A 14,382-nucleotide genomic window follows, 5' to 3' on the forward strand; every position below is an offset into this window, starting at 1 on the left:
TATGAAGTACGACTTTATCTACCTCGCCTCCCAAAGCCCGCGCCGTCAAGAGCTACTCTCGCAAATTGGAGTTCGCTTTCAGTTACTGCTTCCAAGCCCAGAAGAAGATGCTGAATCTTTGGAGTTAGTCCTTGAAAACGAGCGCGCCGCCGACTACACACAACGGGTCACCATTGCTAAAAGCATCGCGGCCATCAAGCGCTGGCAGCAACAACGTCAACTCAATCGCGATTTTCCATGGGCCCCAATCGTTTGTGCAGACACCACCGTCAGCCTTCCAGACTCACCCGATCACGAAATCCTCGGAAAGCCACGCGATGAAGAAGATGCAGAAAGAATATTGCAAATCTTGAGCGGTCAGACGCATTGGGTTTACACAGCAGTTGCCATCACCCCAGAGCCAACAAGTACCCCAGTCTGTGCATTGCAAAAATCAAGGATACGATTTGCAACATTAGGCCCTGAACAAATTAAATCCTATGTGAGCAGTGGCGAAGCGTTTGGGAAAGCGGGTGCCTATGGTATTCAAGGGATGGCAGCATCGTTTATCGAGGAGATTTCTGGAAGCTATAGCGGTATCATGGGGCTTCCCTTATTCGAAACCGCCCAACTATTGCAAACAGCCCACGTACGTTTTGGATTAAACCATCCATGAGTCAAGAAATCCTCATCAACATCACCCCACAAGAGACACGAGTTGCTTTAATAGAACAAAATGCTGTTCAAGAGCTGCATATTGAACGGACGCGTCAACGTGGAATTGTGGGTAATATTTATTTAGCCAAAGTGGCGCGGGTCTTACCTGGGATGCAGTCGGCATTTATCGATATTGGCCTAGAGCGTGCGGCATTTATTCACTTTAATGATTTGGGTGAACCCCAACCTGGCGGTCAAATTGAAAAGGTGTTGTTTGAAGGTCAGACACTCCTAGTGCAAGTGCTGAAGGATCCACTGGGGACTAAGGGAGCAAGGCTCACCCGCCAAATTAGTATTGCGGGGCGTAATTTAGTCTACCTGCCGCAAATTCATCGACCGCTAGGGCAAGAGATTCATATCGGAATCTCGCAAAAGATCGAGAACCCTGAGGAGCGCGAAGCCCTCAAAAATCGCCTCAAGGGCCTAATTCCTGCAGATGAATCCGGGGATATCATTGTTCGCACCAGTGCTGAGCATGTTAGCGACGAAACCTTAGTTTCAGACTTGAAGTATCTACGTGCCACCTGGCAGCAAATTGCTCAACGAGTAAAAGAGAAGGCGGCTCCTGCGCTTCTTCATCAGGACCTCAATTTGGCAGAGCGCGTATTGCGCGACATGGCTGGCCCTGAAACCCTTCAGATTCGGATTGATTCAGCAGAAAACTTTGAGCGCCTCACTCAGTTTGCACAAACCTTTATGCCGCAGCTGAGTTCAAAGCTAACTCTCTACCGGGGTGAGCGCGCCCTTTTTGATCTCTTTGATATTGACTCTGAAATTAATAAAGCCTTAGGTCGGCGCGTCGATCTTAAATCGGGCGGCTATCTCATGATCGATCAAACCGAGTCAATGACCACGATTGATGTCAATACTGGAAGTTTCGTAGGGGCTCGTAATTTAGACGATACCGTCTTTAAAACCAATCTAGAGGCTGCACAAGCAATCGCCCGTCAATTGCGCTTACGCAATTTGGGCGGCATCATTATTATTGATTTCATCGACATGACCCAGAGCGATCATCAAGAAGCCGTTCTTAGCGAGCTAAAAAAGAATTTAGCGCGCGATCATGTGCGCACCAATGTGAATGATTTCTCATCATTAGGACTCATTGAGATGACTCGCAAACGCACCCGCGAGTCTTTGTCTCATATTCTGTGTGAACCCTGTTCCTCCTGCAATGGTAAGGGCGAAACTAAAACACCCCAGACGATTTGCTATGAAATCTTGCGAGAGATTGTGCGCGAACACCGTCAATTTAATCCTAAGGAGTTCCGTATCGTTGCTGCGCCCGATGTTATTGATTTATTTTTAGAGGAAGAAAATCAGTTCTTAGCCATGCTCGGCGACTTTATTCAAAAACCAATTCGCCTCCAAGCGGAGGCTGGCTTTAAGCAAGAGCAATACGATATTGTTCTAAATTAATGCGTTTCACTAAACTGCAAGCGATGCAGGCTTGCATATAGCCCATTCTTCGTAATCAACTCACAGTGCGGGCCATATTCCATGATCTCACCATGATCAATTACCGCAATATTATCGGCATGCTCAATCGTCGATAAACGATGTGCAATAACCAAAGTGGTTCTACCAGCCATGAGCCGATCAAGTGCCTCTTGCACTTGCCGCTCAGACTCTGAATCAAGGGCTGACGTTGCTTCATCCAAAATCAAGATTGGTGCGTCTTTGTAAATCGCACGCGCAATCGCTAGGCGTTGTCGCTGACCACCGGATAAGCGGTTGCCATTATCTCCAATCTGCGTATCTATTCCATCAGGTAACTCAGAAAGTAAATTAGATAAATTAGCCGCCTCAAGCGCTTCGATTACACGACCACGATCAATCGCATCACCCGTACTTGAGCCATAGGCAACATTCGCTGCAATGGTGTCATTAAATAGAATGACATCTTGGCTGACAAAGGCAATTTGTTTTCGTAAATCAGTTAAAACGATTTCCTCAATCGGAATTTGATCGAGCACAATTCGACCAGATTTAGGCCGATAAAAACGAGGTAATAAATTAACCAATGTTGATTTGCCACCACCCGATGGTCCTACAAAGGCAACGACCTCGCCCGGCTTAATCCCAAGGTTGATATTGCGTAAAGTATCTTTTCGGCCCCCTTCTTGATCATAAGAAAAAGAAAGGTCTTCAAAGTTTATCTCACCCTTGGCCTTATCAAGCCGCTTCAAATTGGATGTTTGCGCTTTTTCTTCCTCAATCGGCTGATCAATTAACTGAAAGATCATCTCAGCAGCAGTCAGCCCCCGCTGCAAGGGTTGATTTATGTCCGCCAAATGCTTAAGTGGCGACACAATCAATAGCATCGCTGTGATGAACGCCGCAAAACTACCAACCGTCACGCCCTGGCTCGCTGATTGCATGATGGCAATGACCAGGACTACCGATAAAGCCATCGAGGCAATCAACTGAGTGATCGGCTGATTTAGTCCACCAGCAACTGCGGCTTTGAGCGTGAACTTACGCAATTGCTCGGCTTTTTCCATAAATCGCCGCATCTCATAATCCTCACCGCCATGCACTTTGACAATCTTATGGCCGGCCGCAGCCTCCTCAACCACGTACGCTAACTCACTGGTCATGCTCTGCTGCTGGCGATTGAGGCTGCGTAAGCGCTTATTGATCTTACTCATCACATACGCAATGATGGGAAAAATCACGAAGACTACTAATGTCAAGCGCCAGTTCAAATACAGCAAATACCCCATCAAGCCGATCACAGTCAGTAAATCGCGTACCAGACTGATCAACATTCCACCCATAATCGATAAGACATTATTGACCTCAAAGACCACTGCATTAATTAAGTTTGAGGCTGTGGTCTTTTGGTAATACTCGGTCTTGGCACGCAAGAGCCTGGCAAACATTTGTTCGCGCAGTTTTAACAAAATATTGCTAATCACCTTGGTTAGCAAATAGTTAGAGAGAAATTGAGCGCCGCTTCGCACAATAGCCAGCCCCACCAGAAAGACGGGGACGAGCCATAACTGATTATTCATCTTGCCAGAAAAGCCATCATCCAAGAGGGGCTTCATCAGAGCGGGTATAGAGGTCTCCGAGGCGGCTACCAGAGCCATAGCCAACAGGGATCCAACGATCAGGCGGGTATGGGGGCGTAAATAGCCAATGAGTCGATTTAGGGCTTGACGGTCTGAAGCATTCATATAATGAATTATGCCCACCTTATCAGTCATACTTATTACTCGGAATGAAGAAGCCAATCTTGGGGATTGTTTAGCCTCCTTAGACGGGCTAGCTAATCAAATTGTAGTGGTAGATACCCAAAGCACTGATAAAACCCTGGAGATTGCTAAAGCGTATGGGGCGCTGATCAGTTCCCCTGAGGATTGGCCAGGCTTTGGTCCCCAAAAGAATCGAGCCCTTGACTTGGCAAACTCCGATTGGGTCCTATCGCTCGATGCCGATGAGCGACTCACTCCCGAACTTCGTGCTGAGATCAAAGCAGTTCTCAATCAACCGCAAACCAACTGCTATGCCATTCCAAGACTATCGTGGTACTGCGGACGATTTATGCGCCATTCGGGCTGGACACCCGATTATGTTGATCGCCTCTTTAAGCGGGGAACTGCTAGGTTCTCGTCTGACTTAGTGCATGAACGTTTAATCCCCGAGGGCTCTGTTCTGAAACTCAAAAATCAAATGCTTCATTACAGCTTTATGAACCCTGAGCAGGTTAGAGCAAAAATGGAGCGCTATTCTACCGACTCCGCTCAACAGGCATTTGCCAAAGGCAAAACTGGCAATCCAATCAAAGCCGTTTTGCATGGAACCTGGTCGTTTATTCGAACATACTTCTTACGGGCTGGTTTTTTAGATGGTCCCCAAGGCTTTTCTCTTGCTCTAGCTAACGCACAAGGATCATATCTACGCTATATTAAGCTGTGGAAGCTTGAAAAAAATAGAAAACAATGACCTTCGTTTCTGTAATTATTGCTACGTACAACTGGCCAGAAGCTCTTCACCTGTGCTTAGAATCGTTGCGCAATCAAACCGTAAATAATTATGAAATCTTGATAGCGGATGATGGCTCCAAAGAAAATACCCGGGTTCTTATTGACAGCCACTCGCAAGATTTTCCGGTCCGTATCACTCATTTATGGCAAGAAGATATCGGATGCAGGAAAACTTTAATTGGCAATAAAGGGATTTATGCCGCAAAAGGGGATTATTTAGTCTTTCTTGATGGAGATTGTGTTGTGCAACCAGATTTTATTGAAAACCATCTTCGTCTCGCAAAAAAAGGTTGTGTTGTTACTGGAAGTCGAATTTTATTGAATCAAGAATTTACTCAAGAAATTTTATCTACAAAACAATTCGACTTTAATCATCTTAAATCATGGTCGTTTTTTTATCGTCTAAGAGGGTATTTAAATAAATTTCTTCCCTTATATATAAAACTCAATGATGGCCTGTGGAGAAATTACAAAAAATTTGTTTGGAGGCGTATTAAAGGATGCAATATGGCGTGCTGGAAAGCAGATGCTGTCAGAGTGAATGGCTTTGACGAAACAATAACTGGCTGGGGTCATGAAGATGCTGACTTTATTTTTCGATTAGAGAATATTGGATTGCAAAGAAAATCTGGGTCTTGGTCTACTGAGGTTCTTCACCTCTTTCATAAAATTAGAGACCAGTCAAATAACTCTGAGAGCACTAAAAAACTTCTCGATAAAATCGAATTAATGCGCTCTGGACAATACCAATAGGCAATGAGGGATCCATCTAAGGTTCTCTTCATCGCTACGCGACAAATTGGTGATGTGCTAGTCACCACACCCCTCATTCAAGCTGCGCGCCGGATTTGGCCAGAGGCTCGATTTGATTTTCTGGGCTACCGCGGTAAGCTCGATATGCTCAAAGGTAATCCGGAGCTGCATAATCTGATTGAAACTTCCGAACATCCCAGTCTTTGGGAATATCTTAGGCTCTTCAACCGGCTATTTCAGCGTTACGACTTAGCGATCATTACCCAACCAAGTGATCGAGCTTATTTTTTTGGATCCCTTGCTGCACTTCGTCGGGTTGGCGTGGTCGTACAAGATACGCCGAAGAATTATCAAAAAAGTGCATGGAAGCGTTCCATCTGCATGCATTGGGTTGCTGTCGATTATTTTGAACAACATGTGATTGTTGAAAAACTCAAACTTCTTGAGCCCTTTTATCGGGCTAAGGGTCTCGATCTTTTTGCAAATTCGATCTCGGTTACTCCACCCATCGGTCAAGTTCTTAACCCAGCATTACAAAGCCAGCTACGTCAACCGTATATTGTTTTACATCCAGGGCCACTCAATGGCTACAAGCGTTGGCCTTTAGGCTATTGGGCTCAATTGATTAAAGAGTTGGTCGCCATGAACTATCAAATAGTCTTGAGCGCATCCCCCGCAGAGCAGGATCTGGCCCTCAATCGAGATATTCTCTCCTTGCTCGATCATGAGGTGAGCCGATCAGTGCTCGACACCAAAGGGCATCTCAACTTACCCCAAGTCAAAACCGTGTTAGACGGTGCGGCTTTATATATCGGTGTCGATACCTCAGTAACGCATCTTGCCGCAGCCTGCGAAATCCCAACGATTGCTTTATTTGGCCCCACACCGCCCACTAATTTTGGGCCATGGCCTAATGGCTTTGTTGGAGAACGCCCTTATCAACTTCGGGACCGTACCCAAATCGTGCATCAGGTGTGCATCTTGCAGGGTCCTGGCGATTGTGTTCCCTGCCGAAAGGCAGGCTGCTTTGATACGGCCAATAGCAAAAGTGAGTGCCTTGACCTGCTAGAGCCCAGTCAGGTTTTGTGGGCTGCTAAAAAAATGCTGGGTCGAAGTGCTGGGTTGTCTTAACGTCGCTTGACGTAAAAGACCATCGTATCGCCTTCGTTGTCGGTGGCAATCAGTTCGTTACCGGTTTGTTTACAAAAGGCAGGGATATCATGCGTTGCGCCCGAATCAGTTGCCTTGAGCTTTAACACCTCACCAGTTTGCATCTCTGCGAGAGTTTTCTTGGTCCGCAAAATAGGCAAAGGGCAGTTCATGCCAATGGCATCCACTTCGCGATGAACCACAATCGAGCTTGCTTCACTCATTTCATTCTCCTATTTATTGCTATTTTAGCGATGAATCACTAAACCCGCTCTGCAACCCAAGCATCAACGGCGGCAAGCGCTTTACCTAAACCACTTGGATCGCTACCGCCTGCCATAGCCATTTCAGGCTTACCACCACCTTTGCCACCCACTTGCTGAGCCACAAAATTCACGAGTTCTCCGGCATTGATCCGATTGGTTGCATCACTCGTCACCCCAGCAATCAGGCTCACCTTGCCGTCTTGAACCCCTGCCAAAACAATGGCAGCTGACTTTAATTTAACCTTGAGTGCATCCATCGTGTCACGCAATAGCTTAGCATCGGCCGAATCCAATTGAGCGGCCAAGACCTTGATACCTTGCAGATCTTTTGCTTGACTAACCAAATCATCGCCCTGACTGGCTGCTAATTTGGCGTTTACTCGTTCTAGCTCACGTTCTAGATGCTTCAGTTGATCTTGTAACTGACTGACACGTTGGGGCAGATCATGAGGGGCTGTCTTTAACAAATGTGCGGCTTCTTGCATCTTTGATTCAAGGCCATGAACAAAATCCATCACATTCGTTCCAGTCACTGCTTCAACCCGACGAATTCCGGCGGCCACTCCGCCTTCAGAGGTAATCTTGAAACTGCCAATGTCGCCTGTTCTCTTTACGTGGGTTCCACCGCATAACTCTTTGGATGAACCAATTTCAAGAACACGCACACGCTCCCCATATTTTTCACCAAAGAGCATCATTGCTCCGGTCTTTTGTGCGTCCTCTAAGGCCATCACATTGGCAGCGGTTGCCGTATTGGTCAAAATCTCGTGATTGACCATCTGCTCAATACGAGCGATCTCTGCTTTTGTTAAGGGAGCGGTGTGAGTGAAGTCAAATCGGGTTTTATCCGCATCGACTAAGGAGCCCTTCTGTTGGACATGATCACCAAGAACTTCGCGCAAGGCTTTATGGAGTAAGTGAGTTGCGCTGTGATTGCGCATTGTCTTCGCACGCAAGTGTGTATCCACGCGTGCCACAACCACATCTCCGATCTTTAGCTCGCCCTCTTGCAATTCGCCTTGGTGACCAAAGACATCGGCCTGAATCTTAAAGGTATCTGCTACGATGAATTGTGATTGCTCAGTTCGCAACTCGCCACGATCGCCCACTTGACCACCGGACTCCGCATAAAACGGGGTGCGATCAAGAACGACCACTGCACTTTCACCAGCCCGAATCGAATCGACTGGACTACCATCGCGATACAGGGCAGTTACCCGCGCATCCTCAATCAATACCTGTTCGTATCCCAGGAACTTTGTAGGCTCGCCCCGATAATCCAAACCTTGTGCCATCTTAAATTTACCGGCAGCTCGCGCCTGATCACGCTGACGCTGCATAGCCGCCTCAAAGCCAGCTGAATCCACACTTACACCGCGCTCACGACAGACATCGGCGGTAAGATCAAGGGGAAATCCAAATGTATCGTGCAAACGAAACGCGGTTTCTCCATCCAAGACCGTTTGGTTGTTTTGAAGCGCAGATTCTAAGATCTCCATACCATTGGCAATGGTCTGGAAAAAACGTTCTTCCTCTTGCTTGAGGACATCCATGACTCGCTCTTGTGCTTGACGCAGCTCGGGATAGGCGTCACCCATTTCAGCGACCAAAGCGGGCACTAACTGGTGAAAGAAAGCCTGCCGTGCACCCAACTTATACCCATGACGGATGGCGCGCCGCGCAATGCGCCGCAACACATACCCACGCCCTGCGTTTCCAGGAATGACTCCATCGACCACAATAAAACTGCAAGCGCGAATGTGATCCGCAATCACTTTCAGCGATGGGCTGTCTAAATCACAACCGTTGGCCCCAGCACGATCAACCGCGTCTTTTGCTGCTTGCAGAAGATGAACAAATAAATCGATTTCATAATTGGAATGAACGTGTTGCAAAACGGCAGCAATGCGCTCCAAGCCCATACCCGTATCGACACTAGGCTTTGGTAAGGGGTGCATTTCACCGGCCTCATCGCGATTAAATTGCATGAAGACGTTGTTCCAAATCTCAATGAAACGATCGCCATCCTCATCCGGGCTGCTCGGAGGCCCACCCGCAATTTCTGGGCCATGGTCATAAAAGATTTCAGTGCATGGTCCGCATGGTCCGGTGTCACCCATCATCCAAAAGTTATCCGATGCATAACGCGCGCCCTTGTTATCGCCGATACGCACAATTCGCTCTTTCGGTACGCCAATTTTTTTTACCCAAATATCGTAGGCTTCATCATCTTCGGCATACACAGTGACCCATAATTTATCTTTGGGTAACTTAAAAACCTGGGTCAGCAGCTCCCAGGCGAATTGAATTGCATCTTCTTTGAAGTAATCTCCGAATGAGAAATTTCCAAGCATCTCAAAGAAGGTATGGTGACGAGCGGTGTAGCCAACGTTATCAAGGTCATTATGTTTGCCACCGGCACGGATGCATTTTTGGGCAGTGGTTGCGCGCTGATAGGGTCGCTTATCGAACCCCAAAAAGACATCTTTAAATTGATTCATCCCGGCATTGGTAAAAAGCAGGGTAGGATCATCTCCTGGAACCACGGGGCTTGAGGTCACAATTTGGTGACCTTTGGAGGCAAAATAATCAAGGAAGGCTTGGCGGATTTCGGAGACTTTCATCTTTAGAATTATCGCATTGGCACAGAATTAGGGCAAACCCTTAAAGATGCCCATGCTCATTCCCTTACAATCACAAATCGACTAAGAATAGCCCTTTACGAAAAGGGAGCGATCGCTATAAAGGAGACGCATTTTGAATATTCGTAATAAAAAGGATTTTGGCGCCGGGATCATGTATATGGTCTTTGGTCTATTTTTTGCGCTTAATGCCTTGAACTACAAAATGGGCACTGCCGCAAAGATGGGTCCAGGTTATTTTCCATTTTGGCTTGGGGCGCTATTAACCGCTCTTGGTTTTTTCATTCTCTTGAAGTCAATGTCATCCAAAAATACGAAAGAAGATATCGGTACTTGGAATTGGAAAATTGTGATTTGGATTGCAGGATCGGTCGTTCTTTATGGCTTGTTATTGCCCACGCTCGGTTTTATGTTATCCGTTTTTATTTTGGTGCTTGTCTCTGCTAGCGCAAGTCATGAATTTACTTGGAAAAGTACTGTTCTAAATGCGATTTTCTTAGTGACCTTCACTTACCTCGCATTTGTACAGGGATTGAATCTTCAATTTCCTTTACTCCCAACCTTTCTCGAATAACCCACTGAACGGAATAACAAATGGAATTATTAAATAATCTTTCATTGGGCTTCGAGACTGCATTTACGATGCAGAACCTCTTATATTGCTTTATTGGATGCTTACTTGGCACCCTAATTGGTGTTCTACCTGGTCTTGGCCCGATTGCAACGATTGCCATGCTCCTACCTGCAACCTATGCCCTCCCTCCAATTGCAGCACTGATTATGTTGGCAGGGATTTATTACGGCTCGCAATACGGAGGATCAACTACGGCGATCTTGCTCAATATCCCTGGGGAAACATCCTCGGTGGTCACTGCAATTGATGGCTATCAAATGGCTAAGCGCGGTCGTGGTGGTGTAGCGCTGTTTACTGCGGGTATGGGTTCATTCTTTGCAGGTTGCGTGGCAACTTTGATTTTGGCTGGCTTTGCAGCACCTCTCGCTGAAGTGGCATTTAAATTTGGTCCCGCCGAATATTTCTCCTTAATGGTGTTAGGACTTATTGGTGCTGTTGTTCTTGCATCAGGCTCCCTAATCAAAGCCGTTGGCATGATTCTATTAGGACTACTGCTTGGCCTCATCGGTACCGATGTGAACTCTGGTGTTGCCCGCTACTCTTTTGATATTCCGCAGTTAACTGATGGCATTGGTTTTGTATCGGTTGCAATGGGTGTTTTTGGCTTTGCTGAAATCATGCTCAATTTGGAGAAAAAGGGGGCAGGAGAATCCTTTCTGAATAAAGTAACGAGTCTGATTCCTGCTTGGTCCGATATCAAGCGGATGGTTCCATCGATTTTGCGAGGTACGACCATTGGCTCATTACTGGGTATTCTGCCTGGCGGTGGAGCTGCTTTGGCTGCGTTTGGGGCATATACCGTTGAGAAAAAAGCCTCAAAGCATAGTGATGAATTTGGCAAAGGAGCGATTGAAGGTGTTGCTGGACCTGAAGCCGCAAATAATGCTGCAGCACAAACTTCATTCATCCCCCTATTAACGCTTGGCATTCCACCGAATGCCGTGATGGCACTCATGGTTGGCGCCATGACGATCCATAACATTCAACCAGGTCCTCAAGTGATGACCAGTAATCCAACCTTGTTTTGGGGTCTGATTGCGTCCATGTGGATTGGCAACATCATGTTAATTTTGCTGAACCTCCCACTGATTGGCATTTGGGTCAAGCTTTTAAAGATTCCCTATCGCATGCTCTATCCAGCAATTCTGGTCTTCTGCTGTATCGGGGTCTATACGGTCAATAACTCGATCTTTGATATTTTTATTACTGCAAGCTTTGGTGTCATTGGTTATATGTTCTTTAAGTTTGGTTGTGAACCAGCACCATTGCTCTTGGGATTTGTATTGGGTCCTATGATGGAAGAAAATTTCCGTCGTGCACTCCTACTTTCTCGCGGCGACTTTACAACCTTTGTCACTCGACCACTGTCTTTGAGCCTTCTAATTGCAGCCGCTCTTTTACTAATTATTGTGACTCTTCCGGCGATTAAAAAGAGTCGTGAAGAAGTCTTCACTGAAGAGTTATAAAACTTTCCTAAATTTACTTTGTTTTATCTATCTGGCCCGCGTTTGCGGGCCATATTTTTTGCCCCCAGAACCAGTCAATCCGTCTTCTCTACAATAGTAGGATGTCTACTCAATCTGTAAACCCAGTCGAGCCATCCAACTTCTTACGTCAAATCATTGATCATGATTTGGCCAAGGGAACCTATACCAATCGTGTCGATCCAAATGGTAAGCCTTTACCAGCACTGGTTACCCGCTTTCCACCAGAGCCTAATGGCTACTTGCATATCGGTCATGCCAAAAGTATTTGCCTCAACTACGGCTTAGCGAGGGACTATGATTCCCTGCCTTCGGGTGGTCGCTGCCATATGCGACTTGACGATACCAATCCCACCAAAGAGGATGTGGAATATGTCGATAGCATCTTAGATGCAGTGCGCTGGTTAGGATTTGATTGGCACCACCAGGGCCATGAGCACTTGTATTACGCCAGTGATTACTTCGAGCGCCTTTATGAGTTTGCTCAAATTTTGATGCGCCATGGCAAAGCCTATGTTGACAGTCAAAGCGCAGAGGAAATTCATCAAAATCGCGGTAACTTTTCTACACCGGGGGTCAACAGTCCTTACCGAGATCGCTCAGCGGACGAGAACATCGCGCTTTTAGAGAAAATGCGTGCCGGTGAGTTCCCCGATGGCAGTCATGTGGTGCGTCTGAAGATTGATATGACTCACCCCAATATCGTGATGCGTGACCCGGTCATTTATCGTATTCGTCACGCTCATCATCATCGCACCGGCGATCAGTGGTGCATTTACCCTTTGTACGACTTTACTCACTGTATTTCAGATGCGCTTGAGAATGTCTCGCACTCAATTTGTACGCTGGAGTTTGAAAACAATCGCCCTCTCTATGATTGGATTCTCAACAGTCTGAAAGAGTGCGGTGTATTCAAAGGCCCGCTACCTCATCAGTATGAATTTGCCAGACTCAATCTCACGTACACAATTACTAGTAAGCGCAAACTCCTGCAGCTCGTTGAGGAGCAACGCGTCGACGGTTGGGATGACCCCCGGATGCCAACCATTGTCGGTATCCGACGTCGCGGTTACACGCCAGAGAGTATTCGCTTATTTTGTGAACGGATTGGCGTATCTAAGGCGGATAGCTGGATTGATATGAGCGTTCTCGAACAGGCTCTAAGAGATGATTTAGATGCGCGCGCTCCTCGCGCCAGCGCAGTCTTGGCTCCACTAAAACTTGTGATTGAAAACTACGACGAGGGCGCAAAAGAGCCCTGCTCTGCTCCTAAGCATCCGCATCATCCCGAATGGGGTAAGCGTGAGTTTTATTTTGGACGTGAGCTTTGGATCGAGGCAGACGATTTTCAGATGAGCCCTGAAAAAGGATTTTTCCGTCTTTTCCCACCCAAGGATGGAGTTGCTGGTGGGCGTGTACGCTTACGTCATGGCTTTGTCATCGAGTGCACAGGTGTGAACTTGGATGACCAAGGAAATGTCATAGAAGTTCGAGCTCGCTATTTCCCTGATAGTAAGAGCGGTACACCAGACTCCAATAACTACAAGGTGAAGGGAAATATCCATTGGATCAATGCTGCGGAGGCCGTTCCCGTTGAGGTACATCTTTACGAGCATTTATTTACCGATCCGCAACCCGATAGCGGTGATAAGAACTTTCTGAGCTTCATGAATCCAAATTCCAAAAAGGTAATTCGGGCTTATGTGGAACCCAGCATTCAGAACGCTCAACCTGAAGAACGCTTTCAATTTGAGCGGCATGGCTACTTTGTGGTTGACCGTAAAGACAGCGTCCCAGGAAAACTGGTCTTCAATCGCAGCGTTGGCTTGAAAGACAACTGGAAATAATTACAAAGTTTTTAGATAGTCTTTGACGCGAGGGTATTTAAGGGGGCGCTTGAGCTCGCCAAGCCGTTGATTACGAACTCGTCGTGACTCGGTCATAAATGACCACATCATCGGACCGACTTGAGCTCGTACCTCATCAGGCAGTAATCGCGGTGGCTTGGGTAAATGCAGTGCACTTGCGACCTCATCAAAATAATCACCCATTTTTTGCTCACTACCATCGCATGCATTAATTACACGCTGTGGTTTACCGATAAATAATGCGGCACAAGTGAGACGCGCAAGATCATCGGCATGGATATGATTCGAGTAAGCATCAAATGATTCTTGTAATGCGGGGGTATTATTTTGTAGGCGCTCAATCGGTAAGCGATTGGGTCCGTAGATTCCAGGTACACGCAAAATGGTCAACACAACACCTTGCGAGGCCGCCCAATAGCGGAGTGTCTGTTCTGCATCAACGCGTCGCTTTGCCCGTGCACTAGTCGGTTGTAATTGACTGGTCTCATCCACAAAATCACCATTACGATTTCCGTAGACCCCGGTTGTACTAATGTAGACCAGGCGTCTGACAGATCGCCCTTGCTGGGATAAAATTTGCACTAGGTTACGGGTACGTTGATCGAGCTCTCCATCTAACGGTGGTGGAGCCAGATGAACAACCGTTGTTGCCAGATGGGCAATTCGCCATAGAGTCTCTGGATGGTCAAGATTACCTTCGATAGGTGTGATCCCACACTTTCGAAGTTCGTTAAAACGCTCAGGACTTTTGCTTAATGCGAAGATCTTGGGTCGACCTTGCGATTGAGCGAGCGTATTTCCTTGTAGTTGCTGCGCAACCCGAATACCGATATCACCACATCCAATAATGAGGATGCGGGGACGACGAAATAGGCTGGTTTTGGAAATCATAGTATTA

The 14,382-nt window shown here is 46.8% G+C and carries 12 protein-coding genes; 8 read left to right on the forward strand and 4 right to left on the reverse strand.

Annotated elements, in window-relative coordinates:
* The first annotated feature begins 1 nt into the window (after position 1).
* Positions 2 to 655 (forward strand): nucleoside triphosphate pyrophosphatase, encoded by a 654-nt coding sequence (locus ICV32_RS08075; RefSeq protein WP_215369883.1) that lies wholly within the window; start codon positions 2 to 4, stop codon positions 653 to 655.
* Complete coding sequence (gene rng, locus ICV32_RS08080) at positions 652 to 2,115, forward strand: ribonuclease G (RefSeq protein WP_215369885.1); 1,464 nt, start codon at positions 652 to 654, stop codon at positions 2,113 to 2,115. Before ICV32_RS08075 ends, rng begins: the two co-directional genes overlap by 4 nt.
* Here the strand turns inward: rng and msbA are convergent.
* On the reverse strand, positions 2,112 to 3,878 hold the full coding sequence (gene msbA / locus ICV32_RS08085; protein ID WP_215369887.1) for a lipid A export permease/ATP-binding protein MsbA: 1,767 nt from the start codon (positions 3,876 to 3,878) through the stop codon (positions 2,112 to 2,114). The two genes, rng and msbA, sit on opposite strands and share 4 nt — an antisense overlap.
* Positions 3,879 to 3,888: 10 nt before the next feature.
* Between msbA and ICV32_RS08090 the strand changes: the two genes are divergently transcribed.
* Genes ICV32_RS08090 through ICV32_RS08100 form a run of 3 tightly spaced genes read left to right on the forward strand, consistent with a single transcriptional unit; the run spans position 3,889 to position 6,572 of the window.
* Entirely contained in the window at positions 3,889 to 4,647 is a 759-nt protein-coding gene (locus tag ICV32_RS08090; protein WP_215369889.1) for a glycosyltransferase family 2 protein, read from the forward strand.
* Positions 4,644 to 5,441, forward strand: a complete 798-nt coding sequence (locus ICV32_RS08095; protein ID WP_215369891.1) for a glycosyltransferase family 2 protein — start codon at positions 4,644 to 4,646, stop codon at positions 5,439 to 5,441. The genes ICV32_RS08090 and ICV32_RS08095 overlap by 4 nt, the downstream gene beginning before the upstream one ends.
* A gap of 3 nt (positions 5,442 to 5,444) precedes the next feature.
* Positions 5,445 to 6,572 carry a glycosyltransferase family 9 protein gene (locus ICV32_RS08100; RefSeq protein ID WP_215369893.1) on the forward strand — a complete coding sequence of 376 codons (1,128 nt, stop codon included), beginning with the start codon at positions 5,445 to 5,447 and terminating at the stop codon, positions 6,570 to 6,572.
* Here ICV32_RS08100 and ICV32_RS08105 read toward each other — a convergent pair.
* Complete coding sequence (locus tag ICV32_RS08105) at positions 6,569 to 6,796, reverse strand: sulfurtransferase TusA family protein (RefSeq protein WP_108509395.1); 228 nt, start codon at positions 6,794 to 6,796, stop codon at positions 6,569 to 6,571. The genes ICV32_RS08100 and ICV32_RS08105 overlap by 4 nt on opposite strands.
* A gap of 56 nt (positions 6,797 to 6,852) precedes the next feature.
* Positions 6,853 to 9,480 carry an alanine--tRNA ligase gene (gene alaS, locus ICV32_RS08110; protein ID WP_215369895.1) on the reverse strand — a complete coding sequence of 876 codons (2,628 nt, stop codon included), beginning with the start codon at positions 9,478 to 9,480 and terminating at the stop codon, positions 6,853 to 6,855.
* Positions 9,481 to 9,613: 133 nt separating this feature from the next.
* On the opposite strand from alaS, the gene ICV32_RS08115 reads away from it, so the two are divergent.
* From ICV32_RS08115 to ICV32_RS08125, 3 genes are all read left to right on the forward strand, one after another.
* Positions 9,614 to 10,072, forward strand: coding sequence for a tripartite tricarboxylate transporter TctB family protein (locus tag ICV32_RS08115; RefSeq protein ID WP_215369896.1), 459 nt, complete (start codon positions 9,614 to 9,616; stop codon positions 10,070 to 10,072).
* Between the two features lie 20 nt (positions 10,073 to 10,092).
* Positions 10,093 to 11,598: a tripartite tricarboxylate transporter permease gene (locus ICV32_RS08120; protein WP_215369898.1), complete on the forward strand. Its 1,506-nt coding sequence runs from the start codon at positions 10,093 to 10,095 to the stop codon at positions 11,596 to 11,598.
* A gap of 101 nt (positions 11,599 to 11,699) precedes the next feature.
* Positions 11,700 to 13,463 carry a glutamine--tRNA ligase/YqeY domain fusion protein gene (locus tag ICV32_RS08125; RefSeq protein ID WP_215369900.1) on the forward strand — a complete coding sequence of 588 codons (1,764 nt, stop codon included), beginning with the start codon at positions 11,700 to 11,702 and terminating at the stop codon, positions 13,461 to 13,463.
* Here the strand turns inward: ICV32_RS08125 and ICV32_RS08130 are convergent, their stop codons facing one another.
* Positions 13,464 to 14,375: an SDR family oxidoreductase gene (locus tag ICV32_RS08130; RefSeq protein ID WP_215369901.1), complete on the reverse strand. Its 912-nt coding sequence runs from the start codon at positions 14,373 to 14,375 to the stop codon at positions 13,464 to 13,466.
* Positions 14,376 to 14,382 lie beyond the last annotated feature (7 nt).

This window comes from Polynucleobacter sp. MWH-UH24A (assembly GCF_018687475.1).
Lineage (GTDB): Bacteria > Pseudomonadota > Gammaproteobacteria > Burkholderiales > Burkholderiaceae > Polynucleobacter.

Bases quoted from the DNA above. Each gene is read 5' to 3' on its own strand.
- ICV32_RS08075 (WP_215369883.1), top strand. From the start codon at position 2: ATGAAGTACGACTTTATCTACCTCGCCTCCCAAAGCCCGCGCCGTCAA.
- rng (WP_215369885.1), top strand. From the start codon at position 652: ATGAGTCAAGAAATCCTCATCAACATCACCCCACAAGAGACACGAGTT.
- msbA (WP_215369887.1), bottom strand. From the start codon at position 3,878: ATGAATGCTTCAGACCGTCAAGCCCTAAATCGACTCATTGGCTATTTA.
- ICV32_RS08090 (WP_215369889.1), top strand. From the start codon at position 3,889: ATGCCCACCTTATCAGTCATACTTATTACTCGGAATGAAGAAGCCAAT.
- ICV32_RS08095 (WP_215369891.1), top strand. From the start codon at position 4,644: ATGACCTTCGTTTCTGTAATTATTGCTACGTACAACTGGCCAGAAGCT.
- ICV32_RS08100 (WP_215369893.1), top strand. From the start codon at position 5,445: ATGAGGGATCCATCTAAGGTTCTCTTCATCGCTACGCGACAAATTGGT.
- alaS (WP_215369895.1), bottom strand. From the start codon at position 9,480: ATGAAAGTCTCCGAAATCCGCCAAGCCTTCCTTGATTATTTTGCCTCC.
- ICV32_RS08120 (WP_215369898.1), top strand. From the start codon at position 10,093: ATGGAATTATTAAATAATCTTTCATTGGGCTTCGAGACTGCATTTACG.
- ICV32_RS08125 (WP_215369900.1), top strand. From the start codon at position 11,700: ATGTCTACTCAATCTGTAAACCCAGTCGAGCCATCCAACTTCTTACGT.
- ICV32_RS08130 (WP_215369901.1), bottom strand. From the start codon at position 14,375: ATGATTTCCAAAACCAGCCTATTTCGTCGTCCCCGCATCCTCATTATT.